General features: G+C 65.0%; 13 protein-coding genes. 11 read left to right on the top strand and 2 right to left on the bottom strand.

Annotated features, from left to right (window positions below; translation table 11 throughout):
* The 11 genes from zapE to ABUE31_RS08175 all read left to right on the top strand — a co-directional run bounded on the left by zapE (position 1) and on the right by ABUE31_RS08175 (position 15,937).
* Complete coding sequence (gene zapE / locus ABUE31_RS08225; protein WP_367723044.1) at positions 1–1,203, top strand: cell division protein ZapE; 1,203 nt, start codon at positions 1–3, stop codon at positions 1,201–1,203.
* 259 nt (positions 1,204–1,462) lie between these two features.
* Positions 1,463–2,431, top strand: coding sequence for a malate dehydrogenase (mdh, locus tag ABUE31_RS08220; RefSeq protein WP_367723043.1), 969 nt, complete (start codon positions 1,463–1,465; stop codon positions 2,429–2,431).
* An 11-nt stretch (positions 2,432–2,442) separates the two neighbouring features.
* Entirely contained in the window at positions 2,443–3,636 is a 1,194-nt protein-coding gene (gene sucC, locus ABUE31_RS08215) for an ADP-forming succinate--CoA ligase subunit beta (RefSeq protein ID WP_367723042.1), read from the top strand.
* 5 nt (positions 3,637–3,641) lie between these two features.
* Positions 3,642–4,538 (top strand): succinate--CoA ligase subunit alpha, encoded by an 897-nt coding sequence (gene sucD / locus ABUE31_RS08210; RefSeq protein ID WP_367723041.1) that lies wholly within the window; start codon positions 3,642–3,644, stop codon positions 4,536–4,538.
* A gap of 115 nt (positions 4,539–4,653) precedes the next feature.
* A complete protein-coding gene (locus tag ABUE31_RS08205) occupies positions 4,654–7,641 on the top strand; it encodes a 2-oxoglutarate dehydrogenase E1 component (RefSeq protein WP_367723040.1) in 2,988 nt (995 codons plus the stop codon).
* A gap of 106 nt (positions 7,642–7,747) precedes the next feature.
* Positions 7,748–9,019 (top strand): 2-oxoglutarate dehydrogenase complex dihydrolipoyllysine-residue succinyltransferase, encoded by a 1,272-nt coding sequence (odhB, locus tag ABUE31_RS08200; protein ID WP_367723039.1) that lies wholly within the window; start codon positions 7,748–7,750, stop codon positions 9,017–9,019.
* 133 nt (positions 9,020–9,152) lie between these two features.
* Positions 9,153–9,560 (top strand): MAPEG family protein, encoded by a 408-nt coding sequence (locus tag ABUE31_RS08195; protein WP_367723038.1) that lies wholly within the window; start codon positions 9,153–9,155, stop codon positions 9,558–9,560.
* A gap of 54 nt (positions 9,561–9,614) precedes the next feature.
* Complete coding sequence (gene lpdA / locus ABUE31_RS08190; protein WP_367723593.1) at positions 9,615–11,048, top strand: dihydrolipoyl dehydrogenase; 1,434 nt, start codon at positions 9,615–9,617, stop codon at positions 11,046–11,048.
* A 307-nt stretch (positions 11,049–11,355) separates the two neighbouring features.
* Positions 11,356–12,492: an efflux RND transporter periplasmic adaptor subunit gene (locus ABUE31_RS08185; RefSeq protein WP_367723037.1), complete on the top strand. Its 1,137-nt coding sequence runs from the start codon at positions 11,356–11,358 to the stop codon at positions 12,490–12,492.
* A gap of 26 nt (positions 12,493–12,518) precedes the next feature.
* On the top strand, positions 12,519–15,689 hold the full coding sequence (locus ABUE31_RS08180) for an efflux RND transporter permease subunit (protein ID WP_367723036.1): 3,171 nt from the start codon (positions 12,519–12,521) through the stop codon (positions 15,687–15,689).
* 89 nt (positions 15,690–15,778) lie between these two features.
* On the top strand, positions 15,779–15,937 hold the full coding sequence (locus ABUE31_RS08175) for a DUF3309 family protein (RefSeq protein WP_367723035.1): 159 nt from the start codon (positions 15,779–15,781) through the stop codon (positions 15,935–15,937).
* A 53-nt stretch (positions 15,938–15,990) separates the two neighbouring features.
* Here ABUE31_RS08175 and ABUE31_RS08170 read toward each other — a convergent pair whose 3' ends face one another.
* Together ABUE31_RS08170 and pyc are read right to left on the bottom strand one after the other, a co-directional pair.
* Positions 15,991–17,178 (bottom strand): MFS transporter, encoded by a 1,188-nt coding sequence (locus ABUE31_RS08170; protein ID WP_367723033.1) that lies wholly within the window; start codon positions 17,176–17,178, stop codon positions 15,991–15,993.
* Positions 17,179–17,282: 104 nt separating this feature from the next.
* Entirely contained in the window at positions 17,283–20,741 is a 3,459-nt protein-coding gene (gene pyc, locus ABUE31_RS08165) for a pyruvate carboxylase (RefSeq protein WP_367723031.1), read from the bottom strand.
* Positions 20,742–20,825 lie beyond the last annotated feature (84 nt).

Raw genomic sequence — 20,825 nt, 5'->3', positions numbered from 1 at the left:
ATGACCAAGCACCTGCGTGACGGCCTGGAGCCGCATTCGACCGTCGCGCAGCGCTATGCGCATCTCGTCGAGACCGGCGAGATCGCCGAGGACCAGGCCCAACGCACGGTCGTCGCCGCACTCGACCACCTGATCAACGACATCAGGGCCAAGCGCCTTGCCCGCAAGTCGAGCGCGCTCGGCTGGCTGTTCGCCAAGAACCGGGCGGCGCAGGAGCATGTTACCGGCCTCTACGTCCATGGCGGCGTGGGGCGCGGCAAGACCATGCTGATGGACCTGTTTTTCGAAACCGTCCCGGTGCGCCGCAAGCGGCGCGTGCATTTCAACGATTTCATGGCGGATGCGCACGACCGCATCCAGAAGCACCGCCAGGCCCGCAAGGAGGGAACGGTGCGCGAGGACGATCCGATTCCGCCGGTCGCGAGGGCCCTGGCTGACGAGGCCTGGGTGCTCTGCTTCGACGAATTTTCCGTCACCGACATCGCCGATGCGATGATTCTTTCCAGGCTGTTTTCGGCGTTGTTCGCCAGTGGCGTGGTTCTGGTCGCCACCTCCAACGTCGCCCCGGACGATCTCTATCGCGACGGGCTGAACCGTCAGCTCTTCCTGCCGTTTATCGGCCTCCTGAAGAAGCACGCGAAGGTTCTGACCCTGGATTCTCCGACCGACTATCGAATGGAGAAGCTCAATGGCATGCCGGTCTACCTGACGCCGATCTCGGCTGCGACCGACCGCAGGATGGACGAGGCGTGGCAAGCGGTGGCGCGCGGCCTGCCCGTCGCCCCCGATACGGTGGCCGTGAAGGGAAGGCAGGTGCCGGTACCACAGGCGGCGGGAGACGCCGCCCGGTTCAGTTTCGCGGGGCTGTGCGAGAAGCCGCTCGGCGCGCGTGACTATCTCGCCATCGCCGAGCGATACGCGACGATCTTCATCGACCATGTGCCGGTGCTGGCTGAATCCAGGCGCAACGAGGCCAAGCGTTTCATCCTGTTGATCGATACGCTCTACGACAGGCATGTCCGGCTGTTCGTCAGCGCCGAGGCGCCTCCGCAGGACCTCTACCAGGGCAAGCGCGGCACCGAGGCTTTCGAGTTCGACCGCACCGTCTCCCGCCTGATCGAGATGCAGAGCCGCGACTGGCTGGACGCCTGCCCGAGCGCGCCGCCGCCGACGGGCCATGTCGAGGCAGGCCTGACCACCTGATCCGAAGCGCAACGATGCCGGATCCTGTCTGGTCCGCAGTGGCTGTTCGTGAACAAAATGTCATACTATTTTGACGTTTACGTAACTCCCTTTATATCTAACCGATTGAAAATATTTGCCCAAAATTAATCCGTTGAACTTATTTGGGCGTGGCGTTATTTCAGGGCGGAAATTGTCTGGCACTATGCCCGCTTCTCTCTGGCCTCACGCGACAGCCGGGCCTTGCCGCCCAGCGACGGATTAAGGGAAAACTCCTCACATGGCACGCAACAAGATCGCCCTCATCGGGTCAGGCATGATCGGCGGCACGCTCGCCCATCTCATCGGGCTCAAGGGGCTCGGCGACGTAGTCCTATTCGACATCGCCGAGGGCATTCCGCAGGGCAAGGGCCTCGACATCGCCCAGTCCTCGCCGGTCGAAGGGTTCGACGCGCGCTACGTCGGCGTCAACGACTATGCGGGCATTGAGGGAGCCGACGTCTGCATCGTCACCGCCGGCGTGCCGCGCAAGCCCGGCATGAGCCGCGACGATCTGATCGGCATCAACCTCAAGGTCATGGAGCAGGTCGGCGCCGGCATCCGCAAGTATGCGCCCAAGGCATTCGTGATCTGCATCACCAACCCGCTCGACGCCATGGTCTGGGCGCTGCAGAAGTTCTCGGGCCTGCCGAAGACCCATGTGGTCGGCATGGCCGGCGTGCTCGATTCGGGCCGCTTCCGCTACTTCCTAGCCGAGGAGTTCAAGGTCTCGGTCGAGGACGTCACAGCCTTCGTGCTCGGCGGCCACGGCGACTCGATGGTTCCGCTGACGCGCTACTCCACGGTTGCCGGCATTCCGCTGCCCGATCTCGTCAAGATGGGCTGGACGTCGAAGGAAAAGCTCGACCAGATCGTGCAGCGCACCCGTGACGGCGGCGCCGAGATCGTCGGACTCCTGAAGACCGGATCGGCCTACTATGCCCCGGCCTCTTCCGCCATCCAGATGGCCGAAGCCTATCTCCTGGACAAGAAGCGCGTGCTGCCCTGCGCTGCGCATCTGTCCGGCCAGTACGGCGTGTCGAACCTCTATGTCGGCGTGCCGACCGTGATCGGCGCCGGCGGCGTCGAGCGTGTCATCGAGATCGACCTGAACAAGGCCGAGCAGAAGATGTTCGAGAAGTCGGTCGAGGCCGTCCAGACGCTCTGCGAAGCCTGCGTGAAGATCGCGCCGAACCTGGCCAAGAAGTAGGAGCGGTACGGATGAACATCCACGAGTACCAGGGCAAGCAGCTCCTGAAGTCCTACGGTGCGCCGGTCGCCGAAGGCGTCCCCGTTTTCGCGGCGTCGGAAGCCGAAGCCGCGGCGAAAAAGCTGCCTGGCCCGCTCTATGTGGTGAAGAGCCAGATTCATGCCGGCGGCCGCGGCAAGGGCAAGTTCAAGGAACTGCCGGCCGACGCCAAGGGCGGCGTGCGCCTGGCCAAGTCCGTCGACGAGGTCGTCGCCAACGTCAAGGAGATGCTCGGCAACACGCTGGTCACCAAGCAGACCGGCCCGGCCGGCAAGCAGGTCAACCGCCTCTATGTCGAGGACGGCGCCGACATCGACCGCGAACTCTACCTGTCGATCCTGGTCGACCGCACCGTCGGCCGCATCGCCTTCGTCGTCTCGACCGAGGGCGGCATGGACATCGAGGCGGTGGCGCATGACACGCCGGAGAAGATCGTCACCGTGGCGATCGACCCCGAGAATGGCGTGACCACGGCCGACGTGACGGCGCTGAACGCGGCGCTGAAACTCGACGGCGATGCGGCAAAGGACGGCGAAACGCTGTTCCCGCTGCTCTACAAGGCCTTCGTCGAGAAGGACATGAGCCTGCTCGAGGTCAACCCGCTGATCGTCATGACGAACGGCCGGCTGCGCGTGCTCGACGCGAAGGTGTCGTTCGACAACAACGCGCTCTTCCGCCATCCCGAGATCGTCGAACTGCGCGACAAGACCGAAGAGGACGAGAAGGAGATCGAGGCGTCGAAATACGACCTCGCCTATGTCGCGCTCGACGGCAATATCGGCTGCATGGTGAACGGCGCGGGTCTCGCCATGGCGACGATGGACATCATCAAGCTCTACGGCGCCGAGCCGGCAAACTTCCTCGACGTCGGCGGCGGCGCGAGCAAGGAAAAGGTCACGGCGGCGTTCAAGATCATCACCGCCGATCCGGCGGTCGAGGGCATCCTCGTCAACATCTTCGGCGGCATCATGAAATGCGACATCATCGCCGAGGGCGTGGTCGCGGCTGTCAAGGAAGTCGGCCTCAAGGTGCCGCTCGTCGTGCGCCTCGAAGGCACCAACGTCGAACTCGGCAAGAAGATCATCAACGAGAGCGGGCTGAACGTCGTGTCCGCCGACGATCTCGACGACGCGGCGAAGAAGATCGTCGCGGCGGTGAAGGGGTAACCTGCATGTCCATTCTCATCGACAGGAACACCAAGGTTCTCGTGCAGGGCCTGACCGGGAACACCGGATCCTTCCACACCGAGCAGGCGCTCGCCTATCACGGCACCAAGATGGTCGGCGGCATCCACCCGAAGAAGGGCGGCACGACGTGGGACGGCTCGGTCCCGCTGCCGATCTTCGCGACGGTCGCTGAAGGCAAGGCTGCGACAGGCGCCAACGCATCGGTGGTCTACGTGCCGCCGGCGGGCGCCGCCGCCGCCATCATCGAGGCGATCGAGGCGGAGATCCCGCTCATCGTCTGCATCACCGAGGGCATCCCGGTGATGGACATGGTCAGGGTCAAGGCCAAGCTCGACAAGTCGAAGTCGCGGCTGGTCGGCCCCAACTGCCCGGGCATCGTGACGCCGGACGAGTGCAAGATCGGCATCATGCCGGGCAACATCTTCCGCAAGGGTTCGGTGGGCGTCGTCTCGCGCTCGGGAACGCTGACCTATGAAGCCGTGTTCCAGACCACCAACGAGGGCCTCGGCCAGTCGACGGCTGTCGGCATCGGCGGCGACCCCGTCAAGGGCACCGAGTTCATCGACATCCTCGAAATGTTCCTTGCCGACGACGAGACGAAGTCGATCATCATGATCGGCGAGATCGGCGGCTCGGCAGAGGAAGACGCGGCGCAGTTCCTGATCGACGAGGCCAGGCGCGGCCGCAAGAAGCCGATGGCCGGCTTCATCGCCGGACGCACGGCGCCTCCCGGTCGCACCATGGGCCATGCCGGCGCGGTGATTTCCGGCGGCAAGGGCGGCGCTGAAGACAAGATCGCGGCGATGGAAGCCGCGGGCATCAAGGTGTCACCATCGCCTGCCAGGCTCGGCACGACTCTGGTCGAGGCGATCAAGGGTTAAGGGAGTATGGGTTTAGGGGAGTAGGTCAGTAGGGCGACCAACGCTTTCCCCTACTCCCCGGCTCACCTACTCCCCTCGAAAAGGAGACGGAGCGCGGCGCTCCGACAGGCAGAAGATGGCACGACAAGATCAGGCCAACGACGAGTTTTCGCTCACCTCGTTCCTCTACGGCGGAAACGCCGACTATCTCGAGCAGCTGCACGCTGCCTACGAGGACGACCCGCAGTCGGTCGACCCGCAGTGGCAGGACTTCTTCGGCGCACTGAAGGACGATGCCATCGACGTCAGGAAGAACGCCAGGGGCGCGTCCTGGTCGCGGCCTTCCTGGCCTCTGCAGGCCAACGGCGAGCTGGTTTCGGCGCTCGACGGCGACTGGGGCCTTGTCGAGAAGCACATCGAGAAGAAGGTGAAGGACAAGGCTGCCGCCAAGGGGGTGGCCGTCTCCGATACGGACGTTCTGCAGGCGACGCGCGATTCCGTGCGCGCCATCATGATGATCCGCGCCTTCCGCATGCGCGGCCATCTGCACGCCAACCTCGACCCGCTCGGCATCGCCAAGCCGTTCGAGGACTTCAACGAGCTTTCGCCGTCCTCCTACGGCTTCACCGAGGCGGACAACGACCGGCAGATATTCATCGACGGCGTGCTCGGCCTGGAATACGCCACCATCCCCGAGATGGTCGACATCCTGACCAGGACATATTGCTCGACGCTCGGCGTCGAGTTCATGCACATCTCCGATCCCGAGGAAAAGGGCTGGCTGCAGGCGCGCATCGAAGGCGCCGACAAGGAGATTTCCTTCACCGCCGAAGGCAAGAAGGCGATCCTCTCCAAGCTGATCGAGGCGGAAGGCTTCGAGCAGTTCATCGACGTCAAGTACAAGGGCACGAAGCGCTTCGGCCTCGACGGCGGCGAGTCGCTGATCCCGGCGCTCGAGCAGATCATCAAGCGCGGCGGTTCGCTGGGGCTGAAGGAGATCGTCCTGGGCATGGCCCATCGCGGCCGCCTCAACGTGCTGTCGCAGGTCATGGCAAAGCCGCACCGCGCGATTTTCCACGAGTTCAAGGGCGGTTCCTTCGCGCCGGACGACGTCGAGGGCTCGGGCGACGTGAAGTACCATCTCGGCGCTTCGTCGGACCGCGAGTTCGATGGCAACAAGGTGCACCTGTCGCTGACTGCCAACCCCTCGCACCTGGAGATCGTCGATCCGGTCGTCATGGGCAAGGCGCGCGCCAAGCAGGACCAGTTGTTCGGCCGCATGAAGGAAGAAATCGTCCCGCTCGACGAGCGCGCCAAGGTCATGCCGCTCCTGCTGCACGGCGACGCGGCCTTCGCCGGGCAGGGCGTCATCTCCGAAATTCTCGGCCTGTCGGGACTGCGCGGCCACCGCGTCGCCGGTACCCTTCACTTCATCATCAACAACCAGATCGGATTTACGACCAACCCGCGCTTCTCGCGTTCGTCGCCCTATCCGTCCGATGTCGCGAAGATGATCGAGGCGCCGATCTTCCATGTGAACGGCGACGACCCGGAAGCCGTGGTCCATGCCGCCAAGATCGCAACCGAATTCCGGATGAAGTTCCACAAGCCGGTGGTGGTCGACATGTTCTGCTACCGCCGCTTCGGCCACAACGAAGGCGACGAGCCGGCCTTCACGCAGCCGATCATGTACCGCAAGATCCGCGCCCACAAGACGACGGTCCAGCTCTACGCCGACCGGCTGATCCAGGAAGGCCACGTGTCGCAGGCCGACGTCGACCAGATGCGCGCCGACTGGCGCGCGCATCTCGAGGCGGAATGGGAGATCGGCCAGTCCTACAAGCCCAACAAGGCCGACTGGCTGGACGGCGCCTGGTCCGGCCTCAAGAAGGCCGACGACCAGGACGAACTCCGGCGCGGCAAGACCGCGGTTCCGGTCAAGACCCTGAAGGAGATCGGCAAGAAGCTGACCGACGTTCCGAAGGATTTCGAGGTGCACCGGACGATCGGCCGTTTCCTCGACACCCGTCGCGGCATGATCGAGACCGGCGAAGGCCTCGACTGGTCCACGGCCGAAGCGCTCGCCTTCGGCTCGATCCTGCTCGACGGCAACCCGATCCGGCTGTCCGGCCAGGATTCCGAGCGGGGCACGTTCTCGCAGCGCCACTCCGTGCTCTATGACCAGCGCGACGAAACCCGCTACATCCCGCTGAACAACCTTTCGCCCGCGCAGGCCGGCTACGAAGTCATCAACTCGATGCTGTCGGAAGAGGCCGTGCTCGGCTTCGAATACGGCTATTCGCTCGCCCAGCCGAACGCGCTGACGCTATGGGAAGCCCAGTTCGGTGACTTCGCCAACGGCGCGCAGGTGGTGTTCGACCAGTTCATCTCGTCGGGCGAGCGCAAGTGGCTGCGCATGTCCGGCCTGGTCTGCCTGCTGCCGCACGGCTACGAGGGCCAGGGGCCGGAACATTCCTCGGCTCGCCTGGAACGCTTCCTGCAGCTTTGCGCCGAAGACAACATGCAGGTCGCCTACTGCACCACGCCGTCCAACTACTTCCACATCCTGCGCCGGCAGCTGAAGCGCGACTTCCGCAAGCCGCTGATCCTGATGACACCGAAGTCGCTGCTGCGCCACAAGCGGGCGGTTTCGACGATCGCCGAAATGTCCGGCGAAAGCTCGTTCCATCGCCTGCTTTGGGACGACGCCCAGTATCTCGGCAACGAACCGATCAAGCTGGTCAAGGACTCGAAGATCCGCCGCGTCGTGCTTTGCTCCGGCAAGGTCTACTACGACCTCTACGAGGAGCGCGAGAAGCGCGGCATCAACGACGTATACCTGCTGCGTGTCGAGCAGCTCTACCCGTTCCCGGCAAAGGCGCTCATCACGGAGCTGTCACGCTTCCGCAACGCCGAGATGGTGTGGTGTCAGGAAGAGCCCAAGAACATGGGGGCCTGGTCGTTCATCGATCCCTATCTGGAATGGGTGCTCGCACATATCGACGCGAAGCATCAGCGCGTGCGCTACACCGGGCGTCCAGCGGCCGCCTCGCCCGCGACCGGGTTGATGTCGAAGCACCTGGCCCAGCTCGCCTCGTTCCTCGAGGACGCGCTCGGGCAATAGCATGATCCGGTCCCGACTTGCGGGATCGGCGAACAACTGGAAGATTTCGAGCGGCTGGCGACAGATCCGCTCCGCAACAGATACGGACAGGCAGGACCAGACAGCGATGGCTACCGAAATCCGCGTTCCCACCCTCGGCGAATCCGTCACCGAGGCGACCGTCGGCAAGTGGTTCAAGAAGGTTGGCGACGCAATCGCCGCCGATGAACCCATCGTCGAACTCGAGACCGACAAGGTAACGGTCGAGGTGCCCGCGCCCGCCGCCGGCACGCTCGAGGAAATCGCGGCCCAGGAAGGCGAGACCGTCGGGCTCGGCGCTTTGCTCGGACAGATCGGCGCAGGCGGCGGCGCGGCAAAGAAGGCCGACGCGGTGGCGCAGGCCGCCGGTCCCTCGGGCGCGAACACCGTCAGGGAAGCGGAAAAGAAGACGGCGGCCATCGCCGGCGACGCGACCGAAGTGAAGGAGCGCGCCATGCCGCCGGCTCCGGCGGCGGCAAAGCTGCTCGCCGAGGCAAACCTGTCGGTCGATCAGGTCGCCGGCTCGGGCAAGCGCGGCCAGGTGCTCAAGGGCGACGTTCTGGAGGCGATCGCGAAAGGCGCGGCATCGCAGCCGACCGAGACGCCCAGGGTCGCCGAGACGCCTGCAGTTCCGCGTCCCGCATCGCCCGCCGACGACGCCGTGCGCGAGGAGCGCGTGCGCATGACGAAGCTGCGCCAGACCATTGCGCGCCGCCTGAAGGAAGCCCAGTCCACGGCCGCCATGCTCACCACCTTCAACGAGGTGGACATGAAGGGCATCATGGACCTGCGCGCCAGGTACAAGGACGTCTTCGAGAAGAAGCATGGCGTGAAGCTCGGCTTCATGGGCTTCTTCACCAAGGCGGTCACGCACGCGCTGAAGGAAATCCCCGCCGTCAATGCCGAGATCGACGGGACCGACATCATCTACAAGAACTACGCCCATATCGGCGTCGCCGTGGGCACCGACAAGGGCCTCGTCGTGCCGGTCGTGCGCGATGCCGACGCCATGTCGATCGCCGAGATCGAGAAGGAGATCGGCCGGCTTGGCCTGGCCGCGCGCGACGGCAAGCTGTCGGTCGCCGACATGCAGGGCGGCACCTTCACCATCTCGAACGGCGGCGTCTACGGTTCGTTGATGTCGACGCCGATCCTCAATGCGCCGCAGTCGGGCATCCTCGGCATGCACAAGATCCAGGACCGTCCGGTCGTCGTCGGCGGCCAGATCGTCGTCCGTCCGATGATGTACCTGGCGCTCAGCTACGACCACCGGATTGTCGACGGCAAGGAGGCGGTGACGTTCCTGGTCCGCGTCAAGGAGAGCCTGGAGGATCCGGAGCGCCTGGTGCTCGACCTCTGAGACGGGTGTCCGTCGATCCGGAAAGGTAGCCTGAACCGCTCGTTGTTGTCGAAATCCCGGAATGTCGAACGACATTCGCCTGTAACTGTCTCGAAAGCGAAGCCCTGCTTCGCCCGCCAGGAAGGGGAAGGCAATGGAAGCTGCTGCTGCATCGACTGAAATCTGGGTACTTGGCTGGAGCGCTGCGCTCCTCGTCCTGCAGGTCATCCTGCAGGCGACGGCGACATACGATCTCGGGCCGACCTATCTGCTCGGCCCGCGCGACGAGAAGCGGTTGTCTAGGCACGTGGTGGCCGGACGGCTCGAGCGCGCCCTGAAGAACCTGCTCGAGACCTATCCGGCCTTCATCGCGATCGTCGTCGCGCTGGTGGTGGCGGGAAAAACCGGCGGAATTGCCGGCACCGGAGCATTGGTGTGGCTCGGGGCGCGCGTGCTCTACGTTCCGGCCTATGCCTTTGGCATCCCGGTGGTGCGGACCCTGCTGTGGTTGATCTCCGCGGTCGGGCTGGTGATGATGTTGGTGAGGCTGCTCGGCGGTTGACCGGGCCGCAGGAATGGCGCACCGGGCTGGCATGACCGCCGGCCCGGCAAGCGCCTGACAGTTGGTTCAGAATGGGAAGCAAAAATGGCATATGATGTCGTCGTCATCGGTTCGGGTCCGGGCGGGTATGTGTGCGCGATCAAGGCGGCGCAGCTTGGGCTGAAGGTTGCGGTGGTCGAGAAGAACGCCACGCTCGGCGGCACCTGCCTGAATGTCGGCTGCATTCCGTCGAAGGCTCTGCTGCACGCTTCGGAAGTGTTCCACGAGGCAGGCCATTCGTTCGACACGCTTGGTGTCGAGGTCTCGCCCAAACTCAACCTCAAGAAGATGATGGCCCACAAGGACGCCACCGTGTCGTCGAACGTCGGCGGCGTCGCTTTCCTGTTCAAGAAGAACAAGATCGACTGGCTGAAGGGCACCGGCAAGGTGCTGGCCGCCGGCCGGGTGGCCGTCACCGGCGAGAACGGCAAGGTCGATGAGGTCGAGGCGAAGAACATCGTCATCGCCACCGGCTCGGACGTCGCGGGCATACCGGGCGTCGACGTCGCCTTCGACGAAAAGGTCATCGTTTCCTCGACCGGCGCGCTGTCCCTCGCCAAGACTCCCGGTACGCTCGTCGTCGTCGGCGGCGGCGTGATCGGCCTCGAGCTCGGCTCGGTCTGGGCCAGGCTCGGAGCGAAGGTCACCGTCGTCGAGTTCCTCGACAACATCCTCGGCGGCATGGACGGCGAGGTTGCGAAGCAGTTCCAACGAATGCTGGCCAAGCAGGGATTCGACTTCCGCCTGGGATCCAAGGTCACCGCGGTCAAGAAGGTGAAGAAGGGCGCTTCCGTCACCTTCGAACCGGTGAAGGGCGGCGACCCCGAAACGGTCGACGCCGACGTCGTTCTGGTCGCCACCGGCCGCAAGCCCTATACCGAAGGGCTCGGCCTCGCCGAAGCCGGCGTGGAACTGGACGAGCGCGGTCGCGTCAGGACCGACGGGCACTATCGGACCAGCGTGCCGGGAATCTATGCGATCGGCGACGTCATCGTCGGTCCGATGCTGGCGCACAAGGCCGAGGACGAGGGTGTCGCCCTGGCCGAAATCCTTGCCGGCCAGGCAGGCCACGTGAACTACGACGTGATTCCGAGCGTCGTCTACACCAGCCCCGAGATCGCTTCGGTCGGCAAGACCGAGGAAGAGCTGAAGAAGGTTGGCATCGAGTACAAGGTCGGAAAGTTCCCGTTCTCCGCCAACGCCCGCGCCCGCGCGACGCTGCACACCGACGGCTTCGTCAAGATCCTTGCGGACAAGGCGTCCGACCGGGTCCTTGGCGTGCATATCGTCGGCTTCGGCGCCGGCGAGTTGATCCAGGAGGCGTCCGTTCTGATGGAATTCGGCGGATCGTCGGAAGACCTGGCGCGTACCTGCCACCCGCACCCGACAATGTCGGAAGCAGTCAAGGAAGCCGCGCTCGCGACGTTCTTCAAGCCGATCCACATCTGATTTAACGCACGCGGCGCTGGTGGTCCTACGCAACGCAAGGTAGAGTGGCGTATCGGTCAGGGCGGCCATCGATGGCCGCAGGCGTCCTGCCAGGTGGGCGGCAGGAGCCTTGTCAGGACTGATCGCTGCGTGAGTTTTTGTGGCTGTTTTGCAGTGCAAACATGATGTATGAGTCCGCGCCCCCCGCGCGTTCCGGCGCGGGCGTACTTGAATCGTTTGAAGTTTACGCAGTTCGGACCCATATCCGAACATCGCGCCCGGGCTCGATTGCTGCCTTGGATGGACTTCGCAACCGGATATGTGAAGCATGGCGAAACTCAGGTTCCACAAGGTCGCCGCGATCGCGGTCCTGATTGGTGTCGCGGCCTGGGTGGCGACCGGCGAGTTCTCGTCCGTGGGCAGCGCACAGAACGAGGCAGCCGATTCGGCCAAGACCGAGGCTCCCGAGGAGGTGAAGGTCCTCGTCAGGACCGTCGCCGTCGTCACGCCACCGCACATCATGCATGCGCGCGCGATCCGCATTTCAGGCCAGACCGAAGCGGAGAAGCGGGTGACCCTCGCAACCCGCGTCATGGGCATCATCGAGAGCCTGCCGATAAAGCAGGGCGAGCGCGTCGAGCGCGGCGAACTGGTGATGCAACTCGAGGCCGAGGACAAGGAAGCCGCTGTCCGGATGTCGGAGAGCGTGGTCGAGCAGCGGCAGGCCGAGGCCGATGCGGCTGAGCGCCTCGTCGGCGGCGGCAACGCGCCGCGGCTGCAGGCGGACCAGGCCCGCGCCGCGCTGGCCACGGCCAAGGCGCAACTGGAAGGCGCAAAGGCGGAACTCGCGCAATACAGCATCTATGCGCCCTTCAACGGCGTGGTCGATCGTGTCCCGGTCCAGCGCGGCAGCGCGATCCTCGCCGGCGCCGAGGTTGCCACGCTGATCAATCTCGACCCATTGCTCGCGGTCGGCGAGGTGAGCGAACGCGACCTCGCTCATCTCAGGCTCGGCGGCCCCGCGGATATCCGCCTTGTCGACGGCAAGGTCGTCCAGGGAACGTTGCGCTACATCAGCCGCGACGCCTCTTCCGCCACGCGCACCTTCCGTATCGAGGTCGCGATACCCAACGAGGACAAGGCGCTACCGGCCGGAATGACCGCCGAGATAACCTTGCATGCCGAACCGGCTGAGGCGGTGGTCCTGCCGCGCTCCGTCGTCACCCTCGGCGTCAATGGCGATCTCGGGATCCGCGCCGTCGACAAGGACAACAAGGTCGCGTTCTTCCCGATCGATCTCGTCGACGACACGCCGCGCGGCCTTGTCCTGGGCGGCATTCCGAGCGACGCGCGGGTGATCGTCGCCGGACAGGACCTGGTCAGCGAAGGCGACGAGGTGAAACCGGTCGAAGCCGATGCGGCGACCATCCAGAAGCTGATCGGCTCGACCGCGAACGGAACCTGAGCCGGAGAACCGCGGACAGCGCTGCCATGGATATCGTCAAGCTAGCGATCAGGAACGCGCGACTGACGCTTTCCGTCCTGGTGTTCCTGATCATCGCGGGAGCGCTGGCGTATCGGGCCGTGCCCAAGGAGGCCGAGCCCGACGTCGCGATCCCGATCATGTATGTCAGCCTGGTCTACCACGGCATATCGCCGGAGGATTCCGAGCGCCTGCTGCTGCGACCCGTCGAATCGCAGTTGAAGAACCTCAAGGGCTTGAAGGAGATGAAGTCGGCCGCCTATGAGGGCGGCGGCTACGTGCTGGTGGAGTTCGACCCGTCGACCGATCTGGGCGACGCGCTCATCGACACGCGCAACAAGGTTCAGGACGCCAAGCGCGACCTGCCTTCGGGCGTCGAGGAACCGACCGTCAACGAAGTCAACGTCTCGGAATTCCCGGTTCTGGTGGTCACGCTCTCCGGCAGCATCCCGGAGCGGATCCTGACGGCCGCGGCCAAGCAGTTGCGCGACCGCATCGAGGAAGTGCCCGGGGTTCTCGAGGGCGTCATCCAGGGCGCGCGCGACGAACAGGTCGAGGCGATCATCGATCCGGTCAAGCTCTCCTCCTACGGTCTCCAGCTCGACCAGCTGATCCAGGGCGTCGGGGCATCCAACAGCCTGGTCGCCGCCGGCGCGCTCGAAGGGTCCGAGGGCAAGTATTCGGTCAAGGTTCCCGCGTTGATCGAGACGCCGAGGGACATTGCCGACCTTCCCGTGGTCGCCATGCCCAACGCGGTCGTCCGGGTACAGGACGTCGCAACGGTTCGCTCGACCTTCAAGGACGCGGAGACCATCACCCGGCTGAACGGCAAGCCGGCCATCGCTATCGAGGTCAAGAAGCGCATCGGCGCCAACATCGTGGAGACGATCGAAGGCGCGAAGGCCGTCGCCGACGCCTTCGTGAAGGCCGCGCCTGAGGGCATGGAGGTCACCTACACCCAGGACAAGTCGGTCTTCGTCAACACGCTGCTCAACGACCTGCAGAACCACGTGCTGATCGCCGTCATCCTGGTGTTCATCGTCATCCTCTACGCGCTGTCCGGGCGCGCCTCGATGCTGATCGGCCTCGCCATCCCATCCTCCTTCCTGATGGGCATCCTGGCGCTTGCGATGATGGGCTTCACGATCAACATGATCGTGCTGTTCAGCCTGATCCTGGCGGTCGGCATGCTGGTGGACGACGCGATCATCGTCACCGAGTTCGCGGAGCGGCGCATGTCGGAAGGCATGCCCAAGGACCAGGCTTTCGAGCTCGCGGCCAAGCGCATGGCCGGTCCGGTCATCGCCGCGACCATGACGCGCATCGCCGCCTTCTCGCCGCTCCTGTTCTGGCCCGGCATCATCGGCGATTTCATGAAGTATCTGCCGATCACCCTGATCGTTACGCTCGCGGCCTCGATGGCCTACGCGCTGATCTTCGCGCCGACGCTGGGCGCGATCTTCGCCAGGAGCCCCGACCATGCCGAGGAGCAGACGCCGGATGGGATCTACATGGGCCTCGTCAAGCGCGCCGTCGCCTACCCGAAGACGGTTCTGCTGTTGACGGTGGCGTTGCTCGTGGCCGTTCCGGTCGCCTATTCGAAATACGGCGCCGGCGTCGAGTTCTTCCCGACCGTCGAGCCGGACTACGGCCTGCTCTACGTGCACGCGCGCGGCAACCTTTCCCTTGCCGAGATGGACGCGGCCACGCGTGAGGCGGAGAACCGCATCCTCGGCTGGCCGGGCATCAAGTCGGTCTATACCCGCTCCGGAAAGACGCGCGGCGGCGGCGCCGAAATCCCCGAGGACGTCGTCGGCGTCATCCAGTACGAGTTCGTCGACTGGCGCGAGCGCAAGTCGGCGCACACGATCCTCGACGAACTGCGCGTCAACATGGCCGGCATCCCGGGCGTCGATGTCGAGGTTCGCGTGCCCGATGCCGGACCGCCGACCGGCAAGGCGATCCAGGTCCAGCTCTCCGCCGTTGATCCGGCCGGGCTGAACGAGAAGGCACGGGAGGTGGCGGCCGCTGTCGCAAAGGTGCCCGGCGTCATCGACATCTCCGACGGCCTGCCGCCGCCCGGCATCGACTGGTCTCTTGAAGTCAATCGTTCGATGGCGGCGCAGTTCGGCATCAGCCCGGCGTCGGTCGGCACGGTCGTGCAGCTTGTTACCACGGGCCTGAAGCTCACCGACTACCGCCCGGCCGGCGCCGACGACGCGGTCGACATCCGCCTTCGGCTGCCCGAGGACAGGCGCACGCTTGCGTCCCTCGACCAGCTGCGGATCGAGACCAGCCAGGGTTCTGTGCCGATCTCGAACTTCGTCTCGCGCAAACCGGAGAAAACGGTCGGCACGCTCAACCGCATTGACGGAAAGCGCACCATCACCATCCAGGGCAACGTGGCTTCCGGCTACCAGGTGGCGGCCGTCCAGGCCGAAGTGAGCAGGCTTGTCGGCGGCCTTGGCCTCGACCAGCAGGGCGTAGACTGGAAGCTCGCGGGATCCAACGAGGACAGCGAGGAGGCGGGCGCCTTCCTGACCAATGCATTCGGCGCGGCCATCTTCCTGATCTTCCTGGTGCTGCTGGCGCAGTTCAACAAGTTCACCAGCGTGTGGCTCGTGCTGTCCTGCGTCGTCATGGCGACGATAGGGGCCTTGCTCGGCATGATGCTGACCGGACAGGCTTTCGTCATCGTCATGTCCGGTATCGGGGTGATCGCGCTTGCCGGCGTCGTGGTGAACAACAACATCGTGCTGATCGACACCTACGATCGGCTGCGCGACGAGGGCTGGAACAAGGTCGACGCGGTGCTGCAGACCTGCCGTGAGCGCGCACGACCCGTCGTCCTGACGGCGATGTCGGCGATCCTCGGCGTGCTGCCGATCGCCTTCGGCCTCGGTCTGGAACTCTTCCACCACGAAACGACGATCAATGCGCCGTCGACGCAGTGGTGGATCGCGCTCTCGTCGGCGATCGTGTTCGGCCTGACCTTCGCGACCATCCTGACGCTGATCGTGACGCCGTCGATGCTGATGGTGTTCACGCGCGACGCGGTGAAGGCCGGTGAACGCCGACGCTGGTTTACCCGGCTGTTCCGACGCAAGGCGGCCAAGGAGACCACGCCGCCGAAGCCCGCGAACGAGGCCGCCGTCGCCTTCCCCAAGGCCGCCGAGTAGATCGTCAGCCTGCCGGAGCAAGTCGCCGAGGGAACCCCTCGGCGCACTCGCGCATTGTTGTGCCATTGCAAAGCCAGCGAGGGCGCACCATGACCTTGACGACCGTTCTGATCATCATTCTTATCCTGATCCTTCTGGGCGCCATTCCCGCGTGGCCCTACTCGCGGTCATGGGGCTACGGCCCATCCGGCATCGTCGGCGTCATCCTGATCGTTCTGCTGATCCTGGCCCTGATGGGGCGGCTCTAGGCCAAGCCGCCGGCCGCCAATCGGCCTGCAACCCTCGGCTCCGCTATGCCTGATCAGCTCGGCTGGAGCGGCGCGGCGCCGCGCGCCGGCTGGTCGGCGGTACCGGTCATTCCGGAGGCGAGCATCACAGCCAGCATCAAGCCTGAAATGGCGACAAAGATGGGCGCAAAGCCGGTGCGCTCACCGACGAAGCCGATCACCGAGGGGGCAAGCAGGATACCCGAATAGCCCATCGTGGTGACCACGCTCATGCCGGCGCCCGGACTCGTGCCAGCCTGGTTCCCGGCTGCCGAAAACAGGATCGGAACCATGTTGGCGATGCCCAGACCGCTGACCGCGAAGGCCGCGATCACCAGCCACGGCCACGGCGCCAGGCCGGCAACCAGCATCCCGGCCGCCGCCACAAGCGCTGAAGTGCGGAAGGCGGCGACCGCGCCGAACCGATTGCGCACGCCGTCTCCGAGGAACCGCATCAGCGCCATCGCGCCGGCGAAGGCGCCGAAGGCAAAGCCGGCGGTGGCAATGTCGGTACCGAGCTCCTGCCGAAGGTAGAGCGCGCCCCAATCGAGCACAGCGCCTTCCGAGTTCATGCACAGAAGCGCCATAAGTCCGATGATGTACACCCCCGGCGTGCGCGGCAGCACGAACTTCCGGTGCTCGTCGGCCACCGGAAGGTCAGTCACGATCTTGCCGATTGCTGCGGCGACGATCACCGTCGCGACGACGGAAACGATCGCCGCATGGGCAAGATGGCCCCATGCCTGGATGGCAATGCCGCCGAGGCCCCCACCGACAAATCCGCCGAGGCTCCAGAACCCGTGCGACGACGACATGATGGCGCGTCCGAGCTTCTTCTCGACAGTCACCGCGTTGGCGTTCATCGAAACGTCCGTCGCGCCGATCGTTCCACCAAACACATACATGGCGATCGCCGCGGTCCAGACATTGGGTGCCAGCGCAACAAGCAGCAGGCCAAAGCAGCATGAAATTGCAAACAGCGAGGTCACGGCCCTGGAGCCGTATCTCGGGATAAGATGCCCGGCCCAGACCATCGCACTGACGGCGCCGGCCCCGAAGAGAAGGATCAGGAGGCCGAGCGTGGTTTCGGTTATCTCCAGACGGTGCAGGAACACGGGAATCTGGGGAGCCCAGCTTCCGGTGACGAAGCCGTTGACGAAGAAGATCGCGGCGATGGCCCAACGGCCGCGGACTGCCGCTGCCGCCAATGTGTCAGTGCTCATACATGCGGCTTCTAAATCGGTTCAATTTCGGGTCAAGGGTCGCGCGTGCTGGAAGCGTTGGACCAACGTCCCCCCATATCGTCGCGGCGATCAGCTGGTGGTGCTTAGCCCAGTACCACCAGCAGGTCCTTGGCGTCGATCTGGTCGCCCGCCTTCACCAGCACTTCCGTCACCGTCCCGTCGCGCTCGGCATGAAGCGCCGTTTCCATCTTCATGGCCTCGATGGATAGCAGCACGTCGCCGGCCTTGACCGGCTGGCCGGCTGCGACGGCAAGCGTGGAGACCACGCCCGGCATCGGCGCGCCGACATGCAGTTCATTGCCGACGTCCGCCTTGCGGCGGGCGACACCGGCAGCGCCTCCATGCGCGCGGTCAGGCACCTTGACGCGGCGCGGCTGGCCGTTGATCTCGAAGAAGACGGTCACCATGCCCTTCTCGTCGGTGTCGCCGATCGCCAGGCAGCGCACGACCAGGGTCTTGCCCTTCTCGATGTCGACGAAGATCTCGTCTTCCGTCCGCATGCCGTAGAAATAGGTCGGGGTCGGCAGAACGCTGACGGGACCGTAGGTCTCCTGCGCCGCGGCGAAATCGGTGAACACCTTCGGGTACATCAGCCAGGAGGCGAACTCGTACTCCGTCAGCTTGCGGCCGAGCTTTTCCTCGATCTCGCGTCGGCTCGCCGAAAGGTCGGCCGCCTTGAGCAGCGAGCCTGGCCGCACCGTGATCGGCTTTTCGCCCTTCAAGGCCTTCTGCTGCAACGCCTCAGGCCAGCCGCCCGGCGACTGGCCGAGGTCGCCGCGCAGCATCGACACCACGGAATCCGGGAAGGCGATGTCCTTGGCCGGATTCTCGACATCGGCGACGTCCAGGTCCTGGCTGACCATCATCAGCGCCATGTCGCCGACCACCTTCGAGGACGGCGTCACCTTGACGATATCGCCGAACATCAGGTTGACGTCGTGATAGGCCTGCGCCACCTCGTGCCAGCGTGTTTCCAGCCCCAGGCTGCGCGCCTGCTCCTTCAGGTTGGTGAACTGGCCGCCCGGCATTTCGTGCAGGTAGACCTCCGACGCCGGCCCCTTGAGGTCGCTTTCGAAGGCCGCGTACTGGTTGCGGACCGCCTCCCAGTAGAACGATATCTTGCGGATCCACTCGGGATCCAGGCCGGGGTCGCGCTCGCCGCCCTTCAAGGCCTCGACCAGCGAGCCGAGGCAGGGCTGCGAGGTGTTGCCCGAGAAGCTGTCCATCGCGGCGTCGATCGCGTCGACCCCGCTCTCCACCGCCGCCAGCACCGTCGCCGCGGACAGTCCCGACGTGTCGTGCGTGTGGAAGTGGATCGGCAGGTCGGTTTCTTCGCGCAGCGTCTTGAAGAGGATGCGCGCCGCGGCCGGCTTCAGCAGCCCGGCCATGTCCTTCACCGCGATGATATGCGCACCGGCCTTCTCGAGGTCCTTTGCCAGTCCGACATAATATTTGAGGTCGTACTTGGCGCGCGCCGGATCGAGCAGGTCGCCCGTATAGCACATCGCCGCTTCGCACAGCTTGCCCTCGGCGACCACCGCGTCCATCGCGACGCGCATGTTCTCGACCCAGTTCAGGCAGTCGAAGACACGGAACAGGTCGACGCCGCCAGCCGCCGCCTGCCTGACGAAATGTTGCACCACGTTGTCGGGATAGTTGGTGTAGCCGACGCCGTTCGCGCCGCGCAGCAGCATCTGCAGCAGCAGGTTCGGTGCGGCTTCGCGCACCCTGCCCAGGCGCTCCCACGGATCTTCGGTCAGGAACCGCATGGCGACGTCGAAGGTCGCGCCGCCCCAGCATTCAAGCGACAGGAGTTGCGGCAGCGAGCGCGCGTAGACGCCTGCGATCCTGGCGATGTCGTAGGTCCGCATGCGGGTGGCCAGCAGCGACTGGTGCCCGTCGCGCATGGTTGTGTCGGTGACCAGGACCTGCTTTTGCGCGCGCATCCAGGCCGCGAACTTTTCCGGGCCGAGTTCGTCGAGCCGCTGCTTGGATCCCGCCGGCACCGCGCCGTTGAGGTAGGGCACGAACGGCTCGGCGGCTTCGGGATCGGGGGTCTGTCGGCCGCGGGTCTCGGGATGGCCGTTGACCGTGACGTCGGCCAGATAGTTCAGCAGCTTGGTGGCGCGGTCCTGGCGCTTGACCTGCGCAAACAGTTCCGGCGTCGAGTCGATGAAGCGCGTCGTGTAGGAACTGTCGCGGAACGCCTGGTGATTGATGATCGCTTCAAGGAAGGTCAGGTTGGTCGCCACGCCGCGGATGCGGAACTCGCGCAGTGCGCGGTTCATGCGCGCGATCGCCTCGACGGGCGTCGGCGCCCATGCGGTCACCTTCTCGAGCAGCGGATCGTAGAAGCGCGTGATGACCGCGCCCGAATAGGCAGTGCCACCGTCAAGCCGGATGCCGAAGCCGGTGGCGCCGCGATAGGCGGTGATGCGGCCGTAGTCCGGGATGAAGTTCTGCTCGGGATCCTCCGTGGTGATGCGACACTGCAGGGCATGGCCGTTGAGGCGGATATCGGCCTGCGCCGGGACGCCCGATTCCGGCGTGCCGATCGCGAAACCGTCGAGGATGTGGATCTGCGCCTTGACGATGTCGATCCCGGTGACCTGCTCGGTCACCGTGTGCTCGACCTGGATGCGAGGATTGACCTCGATGAAATAGAACTTTCCGGTGTCGGCGTCCTGCAGGAACTCGACGGTGCCGGCGCCGATATAGGCGGTGTCGCGCGCCAGTTTCAGCGCGTAGCCGCACAGTTCGGCGCGAAGCGCCTCGCCGAGATAGGGCGCAGGCGCCCGCTCGACGACCTTCTGGTTGCGGCGCTGGATCGAACAGTCGCGCTCGAAGAGATGCACGGCATTGCCGTGGGTGTCGCCGAGCACCTGGACCTCCACATGGCGGGCGCGCTCGATCAGTTTCTCGAGGTAGACCTCGTCCTTGCCGAAGGCCGCCTTTGCCTCGCGCTTGCCCTCGGTGACTTCGCGGATCAGGTCGGCCTCGCTGCGGATCGCGCGCATGCCGCGTCCGCCGCCGCCCCAGGAGGCCTTCAGCATCACAGGATAGCCGATTTCGGCGGCAAGCCTCTTCACCGCCTCCATGTCGTCGGGCAGCGGATCGGTAGCCGGGATCACCGGCACGCCGACCTCGATCGCGAGGTTGCGCGCCGCAACCTTGTTGCCGAGCCTGCGCATCGTCTCCGGCTTGGGGCCGATGAAGGTAATGCCGGCCCCCGCACAGGCCTCGGCAAATTCCGGGCTCTCCGACAGCAGGCCATAGCCGGGGTGGATGGCGTCGGCGCCCGATAGCTTCGCGACGCGGATGACCTCCTCGATCGAAAGATAGCTCTCGATCGGTCCCATCTCCTTGTCGAGATGCGGTCCGCGGCCGACCTGGTAGCTCTCGTCAGCCTTGAACCGGTGCAGCGAGTATTTGTCTTCCTCTGCCCAGATCGCCACCGTTTTCAACCCCAGTTCGTTGGCCGCGCGGAACACGCGGATGGCGATTTCTGAACGGTTGGCGACGAGGATCTTTGTGATGGGCACGTATACGCTCCGGACGAAAAGGCAAACTGACGCACCGCATGATTAGCGTGAATAATTGCTGCAGTGCAAACAGTTTCATCGCCG

Source organism: Mesorhizobium marinum, from assembly GCF_040813675.1.
Lineage (GTDB): Bacteria > Pseudomonadota > Alphaproteobacteria > Rhizobiales > Rhizobiaceae > Mesorhizobium_K > Mesorhizobium_K marinum.
This window is presented reverse-complemented; position numbering and strand designations above follow the sequence as displayed.